The sequence below is a fragment of the Vibrio sp. Y42_MX_L11 genome (assembly GCF_024181785.1).
GTDB classification, from domain to species: Bacteria; Pseudomonadota; Gammaproteobacteria; order Enterobacterales; family Vibrionaceae; genus Vibrio; species Vibrio diabolicus.
Genome location: NZ_JAMZAP010000002.1, coordinates 399904 through 422344 on the forward strand (window position 1 = coordinate 399904; position 22441 = coordinate 422344).

Here is a 22441-nt window from a genome sequence, read left to right on the forward strand (position 1 = left end):
TCAGCATTTTTTCTGTTAAAATGCGCGCCAACTTAAGATGAAGAAAACATGAATTGGATAGATTTTATCATTTTAGGTGTGATCGGATTTTCAGCTCTGATCAGTTTAGTTCGCGGTTTTGCTAAAGAAGCTTTGTCTTTGGTGATTTGGTTTGGAGCGTTTTTTATCTCCAGCAACTACTACGCCAAATTGGCGGTGTACTTCACCAACATCGAAGATGACATGTTTCGTAACGGAGCGGCGATTGCGGCTTTATTTGTCGCGACCTTGGTAGTTGGTGCAGTGGTGAATTATGTCATTGGTCAACTGGTACAAAAAACAGGGCTATCAGGTACGGACCGAATTCTTGGGATTGTATTTGGTGGTCTACGCGGAGTCTTAATTGTTTCTGCGGTGCTGTTTTTTATGGATGCGTTTACTGCATTCCCAAGCTCGGATTGGTGGAAAGATTCACAGTTGATCCCTGAGTTCAGCCGTATCATCGCCCCATTCTTCGAGCATTTACAAGCAACATCAAGTTTTCTGTCTGGCACTATCTAGTAGTGCCAGCTACTGTCGCAAATCGAGGATTAGGACATGTGTGGTATTGTTGGAATCGTGGGCACAACGCCTGTAAACCAGTCTATTTATGACGCGTTAACGGTGTTACAGCATCGTGGCCAAGATGCCGCTGGTATTTGTACCATAGAAAGCAATCGTTTTCGTCTGCGCAAGGCGAACGGTTTAGTCAAGGATGTATTTGAAGCAAGACATATGCAGCGCCTGCAAGGCGAGGTCGGAATTGGTCATGTTCGTTACCCAACAGCAGGTAGTTCAAGCGCTTCAGAAGCTCAACCTTTCTACGTAAACTCTCCTTTCGGTATTACACTTGCCCACAATGGCAACTTGACCAACGCTAACGAAGTTCGTCAAAAGCTGTTTGAAAAAGATCGCCGTCATATCAATACCACTTCAGACTCCGAAGTATTACTAAATGTACTGGCACACGAAATTGACTCAGTAAAAGGAAATGTCACGACAGAAGACGTATTCCGCGCAGTCACCAATGTGCATCGCACAATTCGTGGTGCTTACGCTGTGACTGCCATGATCATTGGTCATGGTATGATTGCGTTTCGTGACCCACACGGTATTCGCCCGCTGTGTTTAGGTAAGCGTGAAGTTAATGGCAGAGCGGAGTACATGGTTGCGTCTGAATCGGTAGCATTGGATGCCGTCGGTTTTGATTTTGTCCGTGATGTTGCACCTGGTGAGGCAATCTACGCAACGTTTGATGGTGAACTGTACACGAAGCAGTGTGCAGATAATCCTAAGCTGAACCCTTGTATTTTCGAGTTCGTGTACTTTGCTCGTCCAGACTCGTTCATCGATAAAATTTCGGTATACAGTGCTCGCGTTGAAATGGGTAAAAAGCTAGGCGAACGTATTCGTGAAGACTACGCAAATCTTGATATTGATGTCGTTATTCCTATCCCTGAAACATCGTGCGACATCGCACTTCAAATCGCTCAAGCGATCGATATCCCTTACCGCCAAGGCTTCGTGAAAAACCGTTACGTGGGGCGTACGTTTATCATGCCTGGTCAGCAACAACGTAAGAAATCTGTACGTCGCAAGTTGAATGCAATTCGTTCGGAGTTCAAAGATAAGAATGTGTTGCTGGTGGATGACTCTATCGTTCGTGGTACTACGTCAGAACAAATCATCGAAATGGCACGTGATTCGGGTGCGAAGAAAGTGTACATGGTATCAGCAGCACCAGAAGTTCGATTCCCGAACGTGTACGGCATTGATATGCCAAGTGCTACCGAGCTTATTGCTCATGGCCGTGACAACGATACAATTTGTAAGCAGATTGGTGCTGATGCATTGATTTATCAACGTCTAGAAGACTTGGTTGAGGCAGTCGGTCTTGGAAACCAAGATATTACTCAGTTCGATACATCCGTGTTTAACGGCGAATACGTAACGGGTGATATTGACCAACAATACCTAGACTTCTTAGATGGTCTTCGTAACGATGATGCGAAAACACAACTTGAAATCCAACAGGATTTAGCAAACCTAGAGCTGCATAACGAAGGCGCATAATAGGCGTTTCCTTGAGGCGTAAAAAAACCAGAGCTCCGGCTCTGGTTTTTTGTATTCGCTATCGAATTAGTGAATGTTGTAAGCGATCACAAAGTCGATAAAGAGACGAACTTTCTCTGGCAGGTGATCTTTGTGGTTGTAAAGCATATAAATGTCGCGCGGGTTTGCACTCCAATCTGGCAGTATGCGTACCAAATCGCCGCTTTCGATGTATTCTTTGATCATGACATCTGGCATTAGCGTGATGCCTAAACCTTCGGAACAAGCACTGCGTACTACATTTAGTGCATTCGCCTGAAAGCGACCACGATCAACGTTTACTACAGACTCGCCTTTGCTATTAATTAAGGTCCACTTGATAAGAGGGTAGCCTTTTAGCAATGAATGGTTAGAGAGCTCTTCTGCGTGGTTTGGTGCCGGATTCGAGGCAAGGTAGTCAGGACTTGCGACAAGAATATCCTTCACTTCGCCAATCTTGCGTGCGATCAGGCTAGAATCACGTTGGGGCCCCACTCGAAAAATGACATCCCATTCAGTAGGGTCAAGCTTGTCTGCATTATTTTCTGTCGTTAGTTCGATATTGATGTCCGGATACTGCTTCATAAAGCTGTTGAACATCGGCATCATCATGCGCTTAGTTAAGTTATAAGGCGCCGATATCTTAATCTTGCCTGATGCTCCTCGGCAGTCGTCAGTGATTTCCTCTGCTGCCGTGGTTAGCCTTTGTAGCAAAGGGGAGCACTCATGGTAAAAACGTTCCCCGGCTTCTGTAAGCGAGAGTTTGCGAGCGTGACGGTTCAATAGTCGAAGATTGACAGAGTCTTCTAGCGCTTGAATGCGTCGGGTGATGGTCGCAACCGGGATCATGGTTTTTCGCGAAGTTGCGGTGTAGCTCCCATTTTCGACAACCAGTCGAAACAGGTTTAAGTCATCTAATTTCATATTTCCAGACACATTAAATTACCGATTACGGCTAATTTATAATTAACTTTGTGATCAAAGCTTGCTTTAAGTCAACATGTTGCATCATTTGAACACAGCAACCCTGTTTGAGTAAATACTGTTATACCCCGTAATATTTGTATAAACGCCGTTTTCAAGCTACGTTTTATAACAAGGCGGAACGGCCTCAAGTCTTGCTGCGCAACGTTTCGCCGGATGTAAACACAACAAAAATAATGACTTAATAATAAATCTGTTTTTTGACTTAGCTTTGTGAGGTGTAAAGGTATGTTTAAGACTCACAGTCAAACGGCAATGGTCTCGGCACAGGAAGTGGTTAATCAAAAACTAATTATGTTGGTAGATGATGATCCAATATTTCGTAAAGTAACCAATGCTTATTTAGAAAGTCAGGGTTTTAAAGTAGTAGAAGCTGAAAACGGCCTAGAGGCGCTTCAACAACTCAGGGAATGCCAACCCGATCTTATCTTGTGTGATTTATCGATGCCGGTATTAGATGGCATTGAATTCGTCGAAGAAGTCAGTCTTGAATATCCATACTTGCCGCTTATCGTGGTATCCGGCACGGATGAAATGTCCGATGTCGCGAAAGCGTTGCGATTTGGTATTAAAGATTTTCTTCCTAAACCGATAGGTAATTATGAGCACCTATCTCAGGCGATAGACAATACGCTCGAAGATACCGATAGCCATTTCTCAGAACAGCGAGACTTTTCAAGTCAGTGGTTCCGAGTCGATGACGGTGGCGAAATCCCAGATGAGCAAGAGCTTCACTGGCATCTAGAGTATTTGCAGCAGAACCCGAGTGCTGCAAGAGATTTACTGCATGCTCTATTGCCAGAGAAAGATGCTTCTCAAGGTGATTGGCGCTGCTCATACCGTTTATTGCAATCGACGGACGTTATGCCACTGGTGTTTGATTATCGTTGGTTAATGAACGGGCAATTTGCGTTCTATCTCGTTGACTCTGCTTCCCAGAGTAATGATGGTGTCGCGACGACATTGCTTGTTAGGGCTTTGTTTGACGATTACCTGCGTAATTTGAAGAGTTTCAGTGCTGATCTGAAGGATATGGTAGGGATCATTGAAAAAGGAATCGAGTGTTCAGAGTGCGCTGGTGCGGTTAATGCTGTATTTGGTGTCGCTGATCTGGCTTCGTCCTCCGTTTCTATCCTGCCTGCGGGTTTAGATAGTCATTGGTCTGACGGAAATACTAATCAACATATCGCGGCAGGTAACTGTTTAGGGGCAGGAAGTATGAAAAACTTCATAACCCGAGATTTACCGCTAGGTGTTGCTGGTCAGCTATCCATTGGTTGTTTAGGTTCTTCAAGTTTTAGCTTAAATATTGCCCGGAAATCACGACTGGTATAATTCTGACTTCATAACACAATAAGCAGCGTCTTGGCGCTGCTTATTGTCTTTTTAGAACCACAAAACACAACAAATGCTCGAACAATAACCTTACTTTTTGCTGGTGTTTAGATTTGGCTGTTTAAGGTATAGTCAACGCCTAAAACAATAATGACCCATTTGTGCAACGATAATTTAACGCTGTGCCTTGGGAGAAGCAAAGTCAACTAGTGAGAAGATACATCATGGCAGACAAAGATTTTAAAGAGCCTTATAATATTTTTTACTTTTTAGGTTTCATTGCAGTACTTTTAATTCCAACACTACCTGCAACGCTAACCTGGCTTCGTGTAATGAATGGTTACGCAGGCTTTTAATCTAGCTATTTTGTACCGGAGTTCACCATTCGTATTAAGCGTTACTTTTTCAATACCGTTGGTGGACTCTGTATTGTGCTCGGCATTGCCGGCATAGCCCTTCCGCTTTTACCCACCACTCCTTTCATTCTACTTGCTAGTGCATGTTTTATGCGTGGTAGCCCCGCATTTCATCATTGGCTACATAACCACAAAACGTTTGGACCGATTCTCGATAATTGGCATAAGCACCGAGCTGTTACTTCAAAAGTAAAACAGCGTGGCGCCATTTTTATTGCACTTAGTTTCATGGTTTCAATCGTTGTTGTTCCCCTTGTTTGGGTGAAAATTGGTCTTTTAGTGATGCTAATCGTTTTACTCGGCTGGTTTATGCGTCTGCCTGTGATTGAGTTGGTTGCTGACAGAGAAGAAAATCACTAAGATTGTAGAGAATAGTGTGCCCGCTCTTCGAGTGGGCGTTTGTATTTTCAGCGCCTGTGACTCTTACGAAAATAAGCACATAGTGGTGAAAACCTATTGTTCGTTGCCCTCGTGATACTGCGATTAGAGAGGGCGATGAGCCAATCTAAGTAAATCGGTATTATGACTACAGAAACAATTTCACTGATCAAATCTAGCATCAAAAGCATCCAAGACTACCCAAAGCCAGGCATTCTATTTCGTGATGTGACGAGCCTTCTTGAAGACGCAAAAGCATACCAAGCGACGATCAACTTACTTGTTGAACGTTACAAAGATATGGGCTTTACCAAGGTTGTGGGTACGGAAGCTCGTGGCTTTTTATTTGGTGCGCCTTTAGCGCTTGAGCTAGGTGTTGGTTTTGTACCAGTACGTAAACCAGGCAAGCTACCACGTCCTACTGTTGCTCAATCTTATGAGCTTGAATACGGCGTTGATACACTAGAAATCCATACAGATGCCATCGTTGAAGGCGACAAAGTACTGGTTGTCGACGATTTATTGGCAACGGGCGGCACTATTGAAGCGACGACTAAGCTGATTCGCCAACTGGGCGGTGAAGTTGAGCACGCTGCGTTCGTTATCAACCTACCAGAAATCGGTGGTGATAAACGTTTAGAAGCACTAGGTCTAAACGTATACAGCATTTGCGATTTTGAAGGACATTAATACATTCAATGAGTTATTTAGCTTTAGCGCGAAAATGGCGTCCTAATCAGTTTGACCAAGTTGTCGGACAAAAACATGTCCTGACGGCGTTGGAAAACGCACTGGCGCAAAACCGTTTACACCATGCTTATCTGTTCAGCGGGACTCGTGGTGTGGGTAAAACGAGTATCGGTAGGTTGTTTGCCAAAGGCTTGAACTGCGAAACCGGTATTACCGCGACACCTTGTGGTAAGTGCGATACTTGTCGTGAAATTGATGAAGGTCGCTTTGTCGATCTTCTTGAAATCGATGCGGCATCACGTACTAAAGTTGAAGACACTCGCGAACTGTTAGACAACGTTCAATACAAACCTGCTCGTGGACGTTTTAAAGTGTACCTCATCGATGAGGTACACATGCTATCGCGTCACTCTTTCAATGCGTTGTTGAAAACCCTGGAAGAGCCGCCAGAGTATGTGAAGTTCTTACTCGCAACAACCGATCCACAAAAGCTGCCAGTTACTATATTGTCGCGTTGTCTACAGTTCCATCTCAAACCGATCAGCGTTGATGATATTCATCAGCAACTTGACTACATTCTGGGTCAAGAGCAAGTATCGGCAGAACCAAAAGCACTAGGTATGATTTCACATGCTGCAGATGGCAGTATGCGTGATGCTCTCAGCTTGACCGATCAAGCAATTGCTTTAGGTAACGGTGCGGTGCAAACTGATATTGTCAGCCACATGTTGGGGACGATTGATACCGACCAAGCGATTCACTTACTGGAGTCAATCAGCAGCAAGCAACCTCAACAAGCCATGGATAAAATCCAGCAATTAGCAGCAAATGGTGTTGAGTGGGATGGTTTGTTGCAGCAAGTCGCAACACAGCTTCATCGAATTGCGATGTATCAAGCGCTGCCAGCGTCGCTAGACCGAGCGCAGCCAGATGCAGAAAAAATCGAGTTGTTGAGTAAAGCACTAAGTCCGCAAGACGTTCAGCTTTACTACCAAATTGCATTGAAAGGTCGTGAAGATTTGACTCTCTCGCCAAATGGGCGAGTCGGTCTGGAAATGATTGTGCTGCGTATGATGGCGTTCCGCCCATCAAATAACAGTGGGGCAAATGTTGTTTCTAGTAACTGCGAACCAGCTTCAGCCCCAGTTCAAAGTGCCAGTCAACCAAAGACTGCACCAGCTCAGACAGTAGCTGCTCCTCGAGCTCAGCAGCCGAGTCCAGCACAAAGCTCACCACAAGTTGCGCCTCAACCTTCATCCAATTCACAACCTGAATATCACGCGAGTGGATATGAGACGGTTCCGCCACAGTATGATATGGCGCCGCCGATGAGCGAAAACCCTGCACCGCAGCATGAAACGCCACCTCAACAAGAGCAAGAAAGCGTTTCAACACCGGCGCGCGGTGGTCTAAGCGGTTTACGTCACCAATTACGTTCTCAGCGTCAAGGCCTACAACAGAACACTCCTCAAAATGGTGGCTCAAAAAAGCCTAAAGCGGCATCTGCACAACCAGAATCGGTTATCGACCGAGTAGCGCAATTGCATGGCAATTCCGCGCAGGTGTCGCCAAACTCAGCTCCGAAGTCGACGGAGCTACAAGTTGAGGAAGCGTATCGCTGGCGTCCAAGCAAGCCTGTTGAGACAAAAGTGAATACAAAACTGACACCTACGCAGCTCAAGCAGGCACTTGAGCATGAGAAAACGCCTGAAATGGCACAAAAGCTCATCGATGAATCGTTAGAACATAATGAATGGGCGAAGCTAATCAGCTTAATGGAGATCCCTAAGCTGGTAGAGCAACTTGCGCTAAACTCTCATTATAGTAAGGAAGGAACAACCGTTTCGTTGCTATTGAGAAGCAGCCAAGCTCATTTGAATACAGATAGAGCTCAAGCCGAATTGCTTAAAGCACTTAATACCGTGTTAGGTGAAGAGTGCCACATGAGCATCGAAATAGGGGAGAGTGGAGAAACACCACTTGAACTTAGAGATAGGCTCTATCAAGAGAAATTACAGCAAGCTCTGAATAGTTTAGAAAACGATCCAAATGTTCAATTTATTGAACGTCGTTTTGCTGCAGAGCTTGATAAAGATAGTGTGCGCCCTATCTAATAATCGAATGGAATGGGGTTGAAAACCTAAGGTTATAACCCCATTAATTGATGCAACACCTCATTAAACCAGAGAGATAAACATGTTTGGTAAAGGCGGTATGGGCAACCTAATGAAGCAAGCCCAGCAAATGCAAGATCGCATGCAAAAGCTTCAAGAAGAAATCGCGAATATGGAAGTAACTGGCGAGTCTGGTGCTGGCCTAGTAAAAGTTACTATCACTGGTAGTCACAGCGTACGTCGTGTTGACATCGATGAAAGTTTGATGGAAGACGACAAAGAAATGCTTGAAGATCTGATCGCTGCGGCGTTCAACGATGCGGCCCGTCGTGTTGAAGAAACTCAAAAAGAGAAAATGGCTTCTGTAACTGGCGGTATGCAACTACCACCAGGTATGAAAATGCCATTCTAATCTGCTGATATTTAATTAAGCGGACTTTTAATGCGTACCAGTCATATGCTGGAGCAATTGATGGAGGCCTTACGTTGTCTACCTGGGGTTGGCCCCAAGTCGGCGCAGCGTATGGCCTTTCATTTGTTACAGCGCGATAGAAAAGGCGGTTTGCAACTTGCAGATGCGCTTAGCCAGGCAATGACAGAAATCGGTCATTGTACTGAGTGTCGAACCTTCACCGAAGAAGAAGTCTGTCATATTTGTACTAACCCAAAACGCCAAGAAAATGGTCAAATTTGTGTGGTAGAAAGCCCGGCAGACATTGCTGCAGTCGAAGCAACGGGCCAGTATTCTGGTCGATACTTTGTTCTTATGGGACATTTGTCACCACTAGACGGTATTGGTCCAAGTGATATTGGGCTGGATGTGCTGGATTACCGCTTACGTCGCGGTGATATAGCCGAAGTGATTTTGGCAACAAACCCGACGGTTGAAGGCGAAGCCACTGCACATTACATCGCAGAGCTATGTAAAGAACACCAAGTTGATGCCAGCCGCATCGCGCATGGTGTGCCTGTCGGTGGAGAACTTGAGCTTGTTGATGGCACGACGTTGTCACACTCGCTGTTAGGTCGACACAGAATTTAATAAAAAGCCGCTGAATTCAGCGGCTTTTTTGATCTTGTGAGTTGGGAACGATTAATCGTTCGATTCTTTACCAAGAAGGTTTTTGTAGATGACTGCACCAAGTACACCACCCAAAATAGGCGCAATCCAGAACAGCCATAATTGAGAAACTGCCCAGTCACCCACATACATTGCGACTGCTGTACTACGAGCCGGGTTTACTGAGGTGTTTGTCACAGGAATGCTGATCAGGTGAATAAGAGTCAGACACAAACCAATCGCTATAGGTGCAAAACCTTGAGGTGCACGTTTGTCTGTCGCCCCCATGATCACGATAAGGAACATCATCGTCATCACGACTTCAGAAACTAGCGCAGCAAGCATGGAGTACTGACCCGGCGAGTGTTCACCATAACCATTGGCGGCAAAGCCAGAACCCACAACATCGAATCCAGCTTGTCCTGTCGCGATGACATAAAGAATGCCACCAGCGATCAGCCCGCCGAGCACTTGTGCGATGATGTAAGGCGCAACGTCTTTTGTCTCAAAACGACCGCCAGCCCAAAGACCAACCGTCACTGCCGGGTTCAAGTGACAACCTGAAATATGACCGATTGCAAATGCCATGGTTAAAACGGTTAAACCAAAGGCCAGAGCAACGCCCAGCAGACCAATACCCACGTCTGGGAAACCTGCAGCCAACACTGCGCTACCGCAACCGCCTAATACTAGCCAGAACGTACCAAAAGCCTCTGCTAAATACTTGTTCATGTTATTTCCTAATTTCTACTTAAATGACCCGCTGAACATAGTTGAGAATTGTCAATAAAGTGTGAGGTAGATCGCGTAAAGACTGCAAATAGGACGGTATGTGGCAAGAGTTCTCAAGGATGAGAGAAAAGTAAGGAGAGGAGAGGTTGAATTTTAGGGTTGCCTTGGCCATCACTACCTGAGTAACAGCCAAGGCAACGTAGGTTTTAGCTAAATGCGACGAAAGGTGATACGCACAACAAAATACCAGTCGCAATAATCAAGTAAAGCGACGCGCCTTTGTATTTGTGTAAAGAAGGCACTTGGTAGACAAGGTAAGCTGGAATCAAACAGCCAATCAAACCAAAGATAGGGCTACATACTGATGTGAAGCTCAGAACTGGTAGATTCAATACAATCGCACCCCACGCCATGAGAATCGCAAAGAGAATGATTCCCTTGGTGACTAAGTCTTTATTGATCTTATCTTCAGGCATGACCTTTTTTAGAGCCAGCATCGCTAGACCTTGGCAAGAATCGCGGAAACCTAAGTACACGCCAAAAAACGCAGTCATTACTGAGAAAATATTCAGCATCAAACTCATTAGTTTTAGCGTCGTGCCGTCCATGCCTTGCGCAACCATCGCAAGAGCAGAGATGTTCTCTTCTGCTGCTTTAACCGCTTGTTCATGTGACATCGCAAGCGTAAAGGAAATCGCGTAGAAGAAGACGGTCACAAACAAGATACCGAAAGCAATTTTCATTGCGCGCATGGCTTTAAAGCGAGCAACCTCAATCGATTTTTCTTTTGATCGGTATGAGATCACCATTGGGCTCAAGCTTTGAATGAAGAGAATAGACGTTAGAGTAAACGGCAGTAGCTCAATTGCATCTTTCAAACCAGCGCCTGTTTCTGGAATTGCACCGACATTCGCTACATCCCATTTTTCGATCATCATGACGCCAAGTAATGCAACGGTACAAAGTTTAATCAGTACAAGACCAGTACTGACCTTAAACAAAATCTTTTCACCACGAGATGCAATAGCGACCAGCGCGCACACTAAAGCCAGACCATATAGCGGGTTTTCAGACAATAAACCTTCCGTGATGCCAAAACTATGTAGGAAAGATGCCGAGTCATTGTTGATAGCTGTTGAGTAAACAAAGACCCAAATCACCAACATGATGAAGTAGAGCACACCTAATAACGCCCCCCATTTGTTACCAAGGTAGCCGGAAATGACGCCAGCGTAATCTTGGCACTTTGGTGAACTTGAGAGAGTGTTGATGAAAAGGCGTTGGAATAAGTACATTGCTGGGTAGCCGATCACGGCAGAGGCCAAGAATACCCAAAGGCCCAATACGCCTACTTTTACTGGTAAAAAGACAATACCGGCACCGATTGCCATGCCGATACTCATGATCACCCATCCCCAGTCTGGGCTATCAAACTTGATCGCGGCTTTCCACTCGTCTAGGGCCATGCCTGCTTTTACGTGCGGTGGCTCTTTACCGATAGGTAAGGTTTGTGTAGGTGCTGTCACGCTCATTTTATTGTTTCTCTTGTTAGTATGAATTTTTCTCAAATTTAATTGAGAAAATGTATATCACCAATTTTTTTGTGGAAAATTCAGATAAATTTGAGATCTTGGCGGAGAAGTTCAAATAAATTGGAGTTTTTAACGAATTTTGTGATCTTATCTAGTTGTTTTATTCATATTTAATTGAAAAAATAACGCTAATACGGAAGTTGAATTAGAAACTTCTTAATAAAAAATAAAATTTATGTGAGGATTTAAAAATGAAAAAATTGATTTCATCTGAACACGCGCCTGCTGCTATCGGACCTTATTCACATGGCACTAGCTATGGCGATTTGATTTTTACTTCTGGCCAATTACCCGTTGATAAGGCAACAGGAAAAGTCGTTGAAGGCGGCATCAGTGCACAAAGTCATCAATCTCTTACTAACTTGAAGCACGTTTTAGAGGCTGGTGGTGGCAGTATCGATACTGTTTTAAAAACAACGTGTTACCTATCGAATATTAATGACTTTGCCGAGTTTAACAAGGTCTACGCAGAGTTTTTCCAACAAGATTGTCCGGCACGCAGTTGCTTCGCAGTGAAAGATTTGCCTCTTGGCGTGTTAATTGAAGTCGAAGCGATTGCTCATAAAAAGTAATACGGAGAACAGAGCATGAACCAGCAATGGACACAATATATCCAAATCATTAAGCAAGTTGTGAAACCTGCATTAGGATGTACAGAACCCATTGCTGCTGCGTACGCGGCAGCAGTTGCTAGAAAAGAGTTAGGCACATCCGATATTGATGCGATAGAGGTGCGTGTTTCAGACAACCTATTTAAAAACTCGATGGGTGTTTTCGTACCTGGAACGGGCAAGATAGGCCTCAAAATTGCCGCCTCAGTTGGTGCATTAGCCGGTGACCCAACAGCAGAACTGGAAGTGTTGGCTCGGATTAATAAGCAGGATGTTGCTGCTGCGCAACAATTGATAGATGAAGAGCGGGTAACTGTAGCGCGCATGGATACGCAAGAATTCATTTATTGCAGCGTAACGCTCACCTCTGGTGACGATGTTGTTTCGGTCACGATCAGTGGCGGTCACACCAACATTATCCAGATCATGCGCAATGGCGACGTGATTTTTGATGCTCCACCGCAGCAACGCGTTGCAACCGCTTCTGTTTGTGAAGGTGTGGATATTTCGATCAAACAAATCTATGAGTTTGCCACTCAGGCGCCTTTTGAAGAGATCAAATTCATTCTCCAAGCTGCAGAGCTTAATACCTTGCTGGCTCAAGAGGGTATCGACCGAGGTTACGGCCTAGAAATTGGACGCACGCTAAAAGGCAACATCGAGCAAGGCTTATTGGGCAATGACTTAATGAGTCGTATACAGATGATGACATCAGCGGCGTCTGATGCTCGCATGGGAGGGGCAACGTTGCCAGCCATGAGCAATTTCGGCAGTGGGAACCAAGGTATTGCCGCTACAATGCCAGTTGTAGTTGCGGCAGAAGTATTCCAAAACGACGAAGAACAGTTGGCTCGCGCGTTGATCATGAGCCATTTAGGGGCTATTTACATCAAATCTTATTACCCACCGTTATCCGCATTTTGTGGCAACACTGTTACCAGTGCGGCAGCTTCTATGGCGCTGGTGTATTTAGCTGGTGGTACATTTGAGCAATCATGCTACGCCATTCAAAACGTCATCAGCGACAGTTCAGGTATGGTGTGCGATGGTGCGAAGTCCTCTTGTGCGATGAAAGTGTGTACTTCGTCGACAACGGCGGTGCGCTCATATTTGATGGCGATGGGTAACCACAGTGTTAAGAATCAAGGTATAGTAGGCGAAGAAGTTGAGCAAACGATAAGAAATGTTGGCTCAATGGTTCGTTTCGGTATGCCGTATACTGACAAATCTATTATCGATATTATGTCGGCCTAACCTCCAGTTTTTGCTAAGGGAAGTAACATTGCTACTAAAGAAACTCACCAAGAGTGATCTCGATATTTTGAACTCTATGAAAAACGTCGTGGATGGCATTGCACGTATGTATGGTGAACACACTGAAGTGGTTCTCCACAGCTTAGATGCCGAAGCGCCGGAAATCATCAAAATCGCAAACGGGCACGTTACGGAACGCAGTGAAGGTGCCCCAATTACCAACTTAGCGAGAATGAAGTTAAGAGAGGGCAAGGACGTTTCTGATTCGTACTTGACGAAAACGTCGAACGGAAAGACCTTGCACTCCATTACGACCATTGTCAGAAATCCAAAAAACAAACCGATTGGTTTGCTGTGTATCAACGTGGATATGGATGCACCGATGCAGGCATTTTTAAAGGCAATGCTGCCTCAGCAACACACCGAGTGTTGTGTTGGTGGCGCTCGATCACCAGAAACGTTTGCGCGTAATATCGATGAAACCATCATCAGCACGATAGAAACCGTACAAACAGAAGTGTGGGAAAATGAAGCCATTGCGCCTTCTAAACGTAACCGTGAACTGGTGACGCGACTGCACGGCTTAGGCATTTTTAAATACAAAGATGCTGTTTTAATGGTTGCAAACCATCTTGGCATCTCGCGCGATACCATCTACTTGTACTTACGAGAGCTTGGTAACGACTAAACGGGGGCTCTGAATAGATTAAGTAAGTTGCTCTAGCTCAGTGATGTTGTCGAGCGCTTCTTGGTTGGTTTTGCCACACACAACCGGACACGGTTTAAAATCGTGACAAACGTTGGGGCGCTCAGGCTTACCAAACAGCTTACACAAATTATCATCGTTGAGTTGTACGCAACGAACACCTGCTGGTTTGCCCTTGGGCATTCCAGGTATCGGTGAAGAGATACTTGGCGCAATACAGCAAGCTCCGCATCCTAATCGACAATCCATAATGTAAACCTCTTAAAAATTGAGGGGCAATTATGGTCATTTTGACGTGGATTGGAAGAGTCGCCTAAGAAAAATAAAAAGGAGCACTCAATAGAGTGCTCCTTTTGGCTTTTAAACCGTTGTGATCATCTCAAGAAGCGGTTGTAAACAAACAGCAGAATAAATGCGCCTAGCGTTGCGGTGATGATGCTACCGATATTTACGCCAGTTGCCCCGCCGAAACCCAGAATACCGCCAAGAAAGCCGCCGACAAAGGCACCGGCAATACCGAGTAGCATTGTTGCAATCCAGCCACCCCCATCTTTTCCTGGCATGAGCCATTTTGCGAGTGCACCGGCGATTAAGCCCAAAATAATCCAAGAAATAATACCCATGAAAACTCCTTAATGCCTTCTTGATCAATTGAGTAATGGAAACTCGTTTAAGGATAGAACAGTAAAGCGAAAGTAGTTGAATATCTCTACTGTTATGTGTGAATGATTCGAGATCTTCTCAAAACTTGAACTTTTGCGTCGAGAGGGGTATAAATCGCCCCCTAAATTCCCTTGGTGAGACCTGAAGTATGAGCACTCCATTTTGGCAAAGTAAATCGTTAGAGCAGATGACAGAAGAGGAATGGGAATCTCTCTGTGATGGTTGTGGTAAATGTTGCCTGCATAAGCTAATGGACGAAGATACCGACGAAATCTATTACACCAATGTGGCCTGTAGCTGGCTAAATAGCAAAACGTGTTCTTGTAAGGATTACCCAAATCGTTTTACTTCGGGTGAAGAGTGCACCAAGCTGACGCGCGAAGACATCGACGATTTTACTTGGCTGCCGCATACGTGCGCTTACCGCCTGTTGGCTGAAAAGCAGCCTTTACCAGAATGGCATCCGTTGATTACGGGCTCGAAATCTGCGATGCACGCGGCGGGCGAAAGTGTCCGCAATAAAGTGGTATACGAGATTGATGTGGTGGATTGGGAAGACCACATTCAAAACTTACCTGATAGACTAAAACCTCACAATTAACTTTAAGAGTTGAGAATGCTGTATATATTGGTTGTATGTACAGCATGAGGTTTAGTATGTCAGATAACGATGAAATTCAGAAAAATGTCATACGAAAAGAGGTAGAGATTTCACCTATCCCTCACTTCGTTTACGAGAAACCATTGGTATCCATTGATGAGAATGGCGAACCCCAGGTTACCTACCGTGCCAATGGCAATCAGATCCCCATCAAGAAACTTCCCTTACTCTATGTCGCTGGTTATGACGACAAAGACAACCTGATTAGCTACCAACCATTAGATATGGTCAATGAGTTCCTATTGTCGAAAGCAATCGATGATGGTGTGCTTGAGCTTGGTACTGATGCACAGGGGCTTGCCCATTACTTCAGCTTCGTATTGGACAAACAGGCAGAGTGGGACGCTGAATACGATGAAGAGGACTTTGACCCTCTCTATAATGACCCCCGCCCAGAATGGAGTGCTTTTCCCCGTAACAAACAAGAGCGTTTAACCTACAAATATCGAGATGGAATAAAGCAACTCGCTATTGATGATGTATTGGCTAAAACAACGGCTAGGCAATATATGAGCAGTGTGGTTGGCTTCTATAAACACTGTCTTCGTCAAGGCATCCGCTTCAATAATCCTCCCTTCCAGTTTGAGACAGTGAACATCCATTTCGAGGCGTCTGCATCCAGCATGAAAGCTTACCAACGTAAGCAGGTACACACGACCGATATGCGGATAAAGTTTTCTAAGTCGTCACGCAGTGGCGGCACAAATCTCAGTAACCTACGCCGTGACCTAAAACCATTCACCAATAGTGAATGGAACATCCTACAAACCATATTAATGAAATCTCGCAGGGTGGTTCGTCATGGTGACAATAATAAACTGCACTCACTGCCGATTGAGTTTTGTCTGCATCCAATGATTTGCCGTAATACGGGGTTACGCCGAGAGGAAGCTGCGAGCCTTCATCTGGGACAGATTGTTAACCCTGAAACTATGATTCAGGATGGCAAAGAGGTGTTTAAAAAGCCTGTGATGGATTTTGGTGTCGGTGATAAGTACCAATCACTCACAAAGACGGCTGAGGGCTTCGCAGAGAAGAATAAAAGCCGCGTTACCATTATCCCTGCCGCATTGATGAAGATGCTTTACGATTACTCGCAGTCGGACAGGTATCAAAAGCGCCTTAAGAAATTCAAAGCATGGTGTAATGAGCAGGTTGAGGCAGGTAATATGCATTTCTTTGAGGGTGACGATGCCATTAACCCCGAACTGGAATACCTATTTATTACCCAATCTGGGAAACCCATGTTTACACGGCTACAAGACTTTACTGGGCGCTGGGGGGAAATTCGTAACACTGCAAATTTAACTCAAGGTCTTGACCATCCTATTGTCGGTTCCATACATAATTTACGCTCAACGTTTGCCGTGAATATCTTCCGCCACCTTTTAAATAAAAAAATGATTATGGCAACCAGTCAATCACACCTGATGAGGCATTGGATAGGGTATCGGCGTTGCTAGGTCATGAAGGTAGGGCGACGACGATAGAATACCTGAAAATTGCACAGGATATGCCCTCTGCCGATGAAATCTACGAAGACGTACTTGATTATATAGGTGCTTTTGATGATTTGGAGGTTGCATTATGATTCAAGGACGGAAACGCACCAAAATTACAATAGAAAAAAGAAGCGCACCTATCATACCACTTCGTTTTGAAGACATGGTCTTATCTTATGGCAATAGAAGAGTCGCATATACCTATCGCTTACGCTATCGTAATGTTCCGACATTAAAAAAAATTAAACAAGGCAATGAGGTGTTAGCGAATAGGGATGATATAGTTAGGGAAATTCACCAAATACTGAGTAACTTCCCAAATAGTAATACAAGAAAGACTGTTTTTTCTGGCTTTATTGATTATTTCCAATATCTCGACAGTATTAATTATCATGGCGATTTTTTTAGTAATGCAATCATGGGAGATTGCATTAAGCACTTCAATAAGTTGTCTGATAAAGGTGAACTGGTCTCAAAATCGACAAGTATTAAAACTTGCTTATCTTTTTTCTTAAGGCAAAGGAATAGAGAACCTGACCTTAAGAAATTACCGCGAGTCGCTGGTAGACCTCTTGCTGAGAATAAAGCGTTTCATGTGGAAACGGAGCTGAAACCATTATCCAATTTATTGGTTAAAGGAGCCCTTTCTTTTCAAAAAGCCATAGAGAACGATGAGTTGTTAGATATTCATCCATTCTATGATGAAGAGCTTTTTTCTAAAAGGGTAAAAAAGCTGGGGTGGACAAATCAAAGAGTTGGTGCAAGTAGGTACGGATTTAAAAAGTGTATGCAGCCCACCAGTTTAACAATAAACTCGAGCCCTCTATCTCTTGAACAACTGAAAAGGCATAATTTTTATAATCAAGCTTCACGTAATTGGTTTTTTGTATTCTCAATGCTGACAGGTATGAATACGTCGGTACTTGCTAATATAAAACATAAAGATGTGTCATTTAAAGGTATTGGTAGTGGCCGGTTTGTTTTTGATGGTGAAAAGTCCAGGGCAGGTTATAAAAATTTGGATAATAGCGCTGGCTTTAGCCTACGAACTAAAGAGCTGGTTACTAGATGGCTAAAAACATCTAAAGTGATGTACCAATTACTAGGAATTCCGTTTTCAAATAACTTACCGTTATGCCCTTTCTTTAATACTAGTGGTGAGATTTTGACTTTCAATAGTCATGGTTCAAGTGTTGAAACGATAAATATACAACTGGAAAAAATAACAGGGTTGAAAGTTTCTACAAGTCGATTCAGAGCGACTAAATCTGATGTATTGATGCGAGTAACTGAAGATATCTTCTTAGTGTCACAGGGGCTGAATAATACCATGAATGTTATCGCCAAACGCTACTCTAGCGGCGTTCAGGCTGACCATGATAATAACCTAAATGCCACGTTTGGTGCGTTAAGTGCTATTGCCAAGGGTGAGGAGGTTGGTAAAGCCATTGAAGGCTCCAAGGTAATGCACAGCGATATTTTGTCTGATTATGATTATAAGAAATTGCGCTACCATGAAAGCCAAGAGCAGCCATTAATGACCACGCCCAGTGGGATCAAGTGCGCAGGACCAACACCAGAGAGACTTATTGCAGAAGCAAGGCGCATGAAGCAGTTGGGGATTGATTTTTCCCAAGATACAGGGCGTTGCACAGATTTTCTTGCCTGCTTTGATTGTGGGAGCCATAAATTGGTGGCTTCAGAAAATGATATCTGGTTGATGCTATCGTTTTTAGAACAAATCGAAGACCTCAAAGAGATGGTGGCAAGTAATTCCACACCGAAGGATGAGTATTTTGTGGTGGAGGGGATGTTGAAAAAAGTCCTTATCAGGCTAAAACAAAAAGCACCCCAAAATTACGCTCTAGCAAAACAAAAGGTGGATGACAGCGATTACCACCCGCTTTACCAAGATCGAGCCAGCGCAAGCCAATTCTTTAAGGGGTAGCCTATGTCTGAAAAGCTTATACAGCTTCATCAAGAACTCGCTGAAAATCCATACGTGACATTTAACTCTAAAGGTAATGGAGAATCTCGTGTTTTCGATAATGAATGGTATTTTCACGCTCTTAATCAGAACCAAAAAACAATCGCATTTGACCATATCAATGAAAATTACCGAAAGGATATTCAGTCTTATCTATACGCAGTCATGAAATCTCAAAAGGAAATATCTGGCACACATGCATCTGTTAGTTCTTTGATAAGATATAGGAATGTTTTAAAAAACCTAGCACACCGATGGGGAAATAGCGATTTCAGCTTACTTTCAAGTGAGCGTGAATGGAAAAGGTGCAAAAAAAAACTATATGGGATTGGCTCTGAAGAATCATGCAGAACTTTTGCCTCTGTTATCAACACACTTAATAAATTTGGCTTGTTAACGCGGTATGTTCACAAGCGAGAGTATATTCAGTGGGTTGTTCCTGGTGCTGGTAACGGCCAAGCCATAGCTCTTCCTGAGGATATTCATGCCAAGATTTTATTAACGGTTGTTCAGTTTGTGGAAACTTACCACCCCTATCGTCATCAGATTTCAGAAGCTATGGAAAAGTTTTATACCTATCAGGACGAGATGTTTAGTGCTGAGCTTAAAGCATTAGGTGTAAATTCCCTAAGCGGAAAACAAATGAAGTCATTTAATGCACGGATCAATCGCACTATAGCTAGAATGCCAGAGCGACATGCCATACCTAATTTCACATATAGTAGACGAGGTGATTGGTTAGGGGTATTGCTCAGAATGTGCTTTATCTGCATCGCGTTATTTTCTGCTGCACGTAAGGAAGAACTACTCTCGATGAATAAAGAAAGCTACGATGACTCAGTTCTTTCTGTTCCCAAGGTCTCAGGTTTTTCTACCAAGGGAAATAAGGGCGAAAGAATTTATACAACATGGAATACTGCACCTATCTCAAAACTGGCTCTGGAGTTGGCGTTTGATGCCACTCAAGCTGCGAGAAAGTATTCGCTAGAACGATTGGATGACGGTTATCGAAATGGCCTGATGTCCGAAGATCGATATAATTCAATGCTACAAGATCTCGAGAGTGCTTTTGTTTCATCTGATATCCCTTATGATCGTCAGGTACTCATAAATAGGTCATCGCTAAAATACAAGGTTGATGGTCGTAATGATGGACTGAATATGAAGGCATTCAGCATTATTGCGACCATAGAAGATGTTGAAGAATTCGACCTGCTAAATCCAGACCGCGCAGGAAGCTTAAAGGTTGGAGGTGGTTTACCAAGGTTTAGCCCTCATGATTTGAGGCGAAGTTTTGTGGTATTTATGGTGAAGAACCTATTAGGTAATGCGCTTACAGTCAAATACCAGCTTAAGCACCGCAATGTAAACATGTCCAATTGGTATGCGAATTATTCCGAACTGGCGCGTACTAACCAATTGTTGATGGATACTCAATTAATGAGTGAATTTGATGAAGCCATTGAAAGTTCAGCGGTTGATGCATGGGATGAGATTTACAATGTATCCAATACTTTAAGTGGTGCAGAAGGTGAACGCATAGCCCGGAATAAAGCCGAGCGGCTAGCGCAGGGAGAGGAAATTGTCATGTCCCGAAGTGAATTGCTAGCCTTGGTAAGGTCTGGTGACAAATCCATTGTGTTGCTTCCTACAGGGGGGTACTGCACTAACCGTAATTGTGAGCGCCTTTGCTCTTTGATGGATATTGTTGAAGCCCCCTGTGAGCATAAGGTTATTACGGATAAGGCAGCCAAAAGGTTATCGAGGGAGCGGGATAACCTCATTGCTTCGTTCCGGGCAATCAATGATATGGGCGATTATGCCAATGAGTTGATTCTGGATGCCAGAAAAAAGAAGATTCAGTCTATTGAACCAACATTGGCCAAACACAGCCTTCCATTTGATAGTTTCAAGGATGATATTAAGGCGGTGTGGTCATGAAAGTAGAGTATAAGGCAACCTGCAAGGCAGAAGGGTTACTGGTTAATGCATTTCAGCGACTATTAGATGGCAAGCCGCTTCATGTTAAGGCAACGGGTAAACTCACGTTAAACCGAATCAATAATGAAGCCCAGCTTGGCAATAGCTATGTCCATAAGTTCAAAGAGTTCGTGGCCTACGCCAAACCTGTTATCGATGAATATAACCTAAACCGCGATAAGGCGATGACTACAGGTTTAGATATTGAGCTAGATGCCCCTTTGCCTGAGCTTGATAGGCTAAAACAGCAACTGAAAAAAGCTAATGAGTTGAAAGATAAGTATAGGATTCAACGAGACAATGCCATTGAAGCCCGAAAACAGTTAGAGGCTGAAAACGCTAGGCTACGTTTCAGGGTGTTTGATCTACAGCAAGAGCTATTGAGTGAAATTTCAGTTGTGACGCCGTTCAAGTAACGCGCTTTCACACTCAAAGTGTAACGGGGCTAGGATCGTAACTCGTTTCTGTCCAGAGATGTGCCAGAACTATCACTGCTGGCACACTTATGCCCCATTACGTTTTACACTCGATCATATGAACAGGTGCTTAGGGGTAATATGAGTTAGATTTTCTAATCTAGCTATACTCTGGCATCAATCACATTGATGCACAGATTTTATGTATTGGCTGCTATCACTCACCTGTAACTCTAACTCCACTTCAGTGTTTTCGAGTAACTCATCATCAGAGGCTACAGCAACGTTGTTAAATTGATGGCGAATAAAATACTCTGGGATATCTTGATTGAATAATTGCTTTAAACTTCCCGGCGTGTACATACGGATGCATGTATCAGTAGCACCTATAGGGCTCTCATCAACACAAAAACCTTCATTAAGTACCACTTTGAACTTTGGGTTGGACTTAATCTGATCACCATTAGTTATAACTGGGCTACCAATTAAACCACTGATTTCGTCTAATGCTTTTAGTTCTTCTTCCGGAACATCGAAATACTGATAGGTAAGATCTGAGTTCAGAAAATTGTTAACAATACGAGCTTTATGTACGTACTTCAGCAAAGATATAACTTGCCAAATAAATGCCTTGCCCTCATCCAATTCATTAGTACGTGCAACGACAATCTCACCAAGCTCAGGGTGATCGTGCACAACTCTCAATTCCCCTGACTTGCTCAATATATCTACAGCCTTAATCAGCTTAGGGAAAAATGGAAGCTTATCTAGCTTCTTACCTAACCACGAACTAGTTCGGATAGTAAATGTTGATTGATGTATATCTGACATCTCGGTCGAAAATGACAGAAATTTATTTAGCACTAAACCCTCGATTATAGTTTTCTTGGTGCCTCCATACATATCCGCCTTACAACTTGCCAAGAATAAAGTTTCATCACTATTCGTTGCGTATAATTCACATTGGATTTTTGGTAAGTGTTCACCAAGCCCCTATTGACAGAAAAAGTGTGACACTCAGCACTTGATCCATTCTTGGCTATTGAGTGATCATTCCAGTGCTTCATCCTGTTTGTTATGAGCAGAAAGAAAGCCCCTAAATATCAAGAGGAACCGCCCGTAGCCTCTGACCTTAACGAAGCAAACGCACTGATTGAAGAGTTGTGGGAACAGTTGCGCCACCTTACCGATAAACAAGCTACTAACTCCAAAAATTCATCGAAACCACCTTCGTCTGACAACCCTAAGGAC

At 43.8% G+C, this 22441-nt stretch carries 23 protein-coding genes and 1 pseudogene; 18 read left to right on the top strand and 6 right to left on the bottom strand.

From position 1 onward, the window contains the following. The first annotated feature begins 48 nt into the window (after positions 1-48). Positions 49-540 carry a CvpA family protein gene (locus tag NL643_RS03690; RefSeq protein ID WP_005380590.1) on the top strand — a complete coding sequence of 164 codons (492 nt, stop codon included), beginning with the start codon at positions 49-51 and terminating at the stop codon, positions 538-540. A 36-nt stretch (positions 541-576) separates the two neighbouring features. Further along, complete coding sequence (gene purF / locus NL643_RS03695; protein ID WP_005397209.1) at positions 577-2091, top strand: amidophosphoribosyltransferase; 1515 nt, start codon at positions 577-579, stop codon at positions 2089-2091. A 66-nt stretch (positions 2092-2157) separates the two neighbouring features. Here purF and NL643_RS03700 read toward each other — a convergent pair whose 3' ends face one another. Continuing rightward, positions 2158-3033, bottom strand: a complete 876-nt coding sequence (locus tag NL643_RS03700; RefSeq protein ID WP_005397211.1) for a LysR family transcriptional regulator — start codon at positions 3031-3033, stop codon at positions 2158-2160. A gap of 288 nt (positions 3034-3321) precedes the next feature. On the opposite strand from NL643_RS03700, the gene NL643_RS03705 reads away from it, so the two are divergent. The 7 genes from NL643_RS03705 (at position 3322) to recR (ending at position 9068) form a co-directional block, all read left to right on the top strand. Further along, positions 3322-4428, top strand: coding sequence for a response regulator (locus NL643_RS03705; protein ID WP_005397213.1), 1107 nt, complete (start codon positions 3322-3324; stop codon positions 4426-4428). Positions 4429-4652: 224 nt separating this feature from the next. After that, positions 4653-4784: a hypothetical protein gene (locus NL643_RS22745; RefSeq protein WP_005380608.1), complete on the top strand. Its 132-nt coding sequence runs from the start codon at positions 4653-4655 to the stop codon at positions 4782-4784. 27 nt (positions 4785-4811) lie between these two features. Next, positions 4812-5204, top strand: coding sequence for a YbaN family protein (locus tag NL643_RS03710; protein ID WP_041852909.1), 393 nt, complete (start codon positions 4812-4814; stop codon positions 5202-5204). A gap of 162 nt (positions 5205-5366) precedes the next feature. Then, positions 5367-5912 (top strand): adenine phosphoribosyltransferase, encoded by a 546-nt coding sequence (gene apt / locus NL643_RS03715; protein ID WP_005380615.1) that lies wholly within the window; start codon positions 5367-5369, stop codon positions 5910-5912. An 8-nt stretch (positions 5913-5920) separates the two neighbouring features. Then, positions 5921-8026 (top strand): DNA polymerase III subunit gamma/tau, encoded by a 2106-nt coding sequence (gene dnaX / locus NL643_RS03720; RefSeq protein WP_253643915.1) that lies wholly within the window; start codon positions 5921-5923, stop codon positions 8024-8026. Positions 8027-8108: 82 nt separating this feature from the next. After that, positions 8109-8438 (top strand): YbaB/EbfC family nucleoid-associated protein, encoded by a 330-nt coding sequence (locus tag NL643_RS03725; protein WP_005380618.1) that lies wholly within the window; start codon positions 8109-8111, stop codon positions 8436-8438. 30 nt (positions 8439-8468) lie between these two features. Beyond that, positions 8469-9068 (top strand): recombination mediator RecR, encoded by a 600-nt coding sequence (recR, locus tag NL643_RS03730; protein WP_031780610.1) that lies wholly within the window; start codon positions 8469-8471, stop codon positions 9066-9068. Positions 9069-9119: 51 nt separating this feature from the next. On the opposite strand, the gene aqpZ is transcribed toward recR, so the two are convergent. Both aqpZ and NL643_RS03740 read right to left on the bottom strand, forming a co-directional pair. Then, positions 9120-9818, bottom strand: coding sequence for an aquaporin Z (gene aqpZ / locus NL643_RS03735; protein ID WP_006741734.1), 699 nt, complete (start codon positions 9816-9818; stop codon positions 9120-9122). Between the two features lie 206 nt (positions 9819-10024). Further along, entirely contained in the window at positions 10025-11284 is a 1260-nt protein-coding gene (locus NL643_RS03740; protein ID WP_253643923.1) for an amino acid permease, read from the bottom strand. A gap of 317 nt (positions 11285-11601) precedes the next feature. Here NL643_RS03740 and NL643_RS03745 point away from each other — a divergent pair, with 317 nt between their 5' ends. From NL643_RS03745 to NL643_RS03755, 3 genes are read left to right on the top strand one after another with little or no spacing between them, the layout of a single operon-like run. Next, the gene (locus tag NL643_RS03745; RefSeq protein WP_005397224.1) at positions 11602-11982 is read left to right on the top strand and encodes a RidA family protein; all 381 of its coding nucleotides are present in this window, start codon (positions 11602-11604) and stop codon (positions 11980-11982) included. 15 nt (positions 11983-11997) lie between these two features. Further along, entirely contained in the window at positions 11998-13275 is a 1278-nt protein-coding gene (locus NL643_RS03750; RefSeq protein ID WP_031429678.1) for a serine dehydratase subunit alpha family protein, read from the top strand. A gap of 28 nt (positions 13276-13303) precedes the next feature. Then, complete coding sequence (locus NL643_RS03755) at positions 13304-13963, top strand: transcriptional regulator (protein WP_005397228.1); 660 nt, start codon at positions 13304-13306, stop codon at positions 13961-13963. Positions 13964-13981: 18 nt separating this feature from the next. Here the strand turns inward: NL643_RS03755 and NL643_RS03760 are convergent, their stop codons facing one another. Next, entirely contained in the window at positions 13982-14230 is a 249-nt protein-coding gene (locus tag NL643_RS03760) for a YkgJ family cysteine cluster protein (RefSeq protein WP_025574470.1), read from the bottom strand. 125 nt (positions 14231-14355) lie between these two features. Further along, entirely contained in the window at positions 14356-14604 is a 249-nt protein-coding gene (locus NL643_RS03765; RefSeq protein WP_005397239.1) for a GlsB/YeaQ/YmgE family stress response membrane protein, read from the bottom strand. A 188-nt stretch (positions 14605-14792) separates the two neighbouring features. Between NL643_RS03765 and NL643_RS03770 the strand changes: the two genes are divergently transcribed. The 5 genes and pseudogenes from NL643_RS03770 to NL643_RS03790 all read left to right on the top strand — a co-directional run bounded on the left by NL643_RS03770 (position 14793) and on the right by NL643_RS03790 (position 21190). Next, positions 14793-15245 (top strand): YcgN family cysteine cluster protein, encoded by a 453-nt coding sequence (locus tag NL643_RS03770; RefSeq protein ID WP_017635991.1) that lies wholly within the window; start codon positions 14793-14795, stop codon positions 15243-15245. A gap of 56 nt (positions 15246-15301) precedes the next feature. Further along, positions 15302-16896: pseudogene (locus NL643_RS03775) on the top strand (site-specific integrase). Further along, positions 16893-18755 (top strand): hypothetical protein, encoded by a 1863-nt coding sequence (locus NL643_RS03780; RefSeq protein ID WP_031812061.1) that lies wholly within the window; start codon positions 16893-16895, stop codon positions 18753-18755. The pseudogene NL643_RS03775 and the gene NL643_RS03780 overlap by 4 nt, the downstream one beginning before the upstream one ends. 3 nt (positions 18756-18758) lie before the next feature. Beyond that, a complete protein-coding gene (locus NL643_RS03785; RefSeq protein ID WP_253643916.1) occupies positions 18759-20735 on the top strand; it encodes a hypothetical protein in 1977 nt (658 codons plus the stop codon). After that, entirely contained in the window at positions 20732-21190 is a 459-nt protein-coding gene (locus tag NL643_RS03790; protein WP_031812063.1) for a hypothetical protein, read from the top strand. Before NL643_RS03785 ends, NL643_RS03790 begins: the two co-directional genes overlap by 4 nt. A gap of 177 nt (positions 21191-21367) precedes the next feature. Here the strand turns inward: NL643_RS03790 and NL643_RS03795 are convergent, their stop codons facing one another. Further along, positions 21368-22054, bottom strand: a complete 687-nt coding sequence (locus NL643_RS03795) for a hypothetical protein (protein ID WP_253643917.1) — start codon at positions 22052-22054, stop codon at positions 21368-21370. A 213-nt stretch (positions 22055-22267) separates the two neighbouring features. Between NL643_RS03795 and NL643_RS03800 the strand changes: the two genes are divergently transcribed. Then, positions 22268-22441 (top strand): DUF6444 domain-containing protein (locus tag NL643_RS03800; RefSeq protein ID WP_253643924.1); only part of this gene is annotated, 174 nt, incomplete at its 3' end.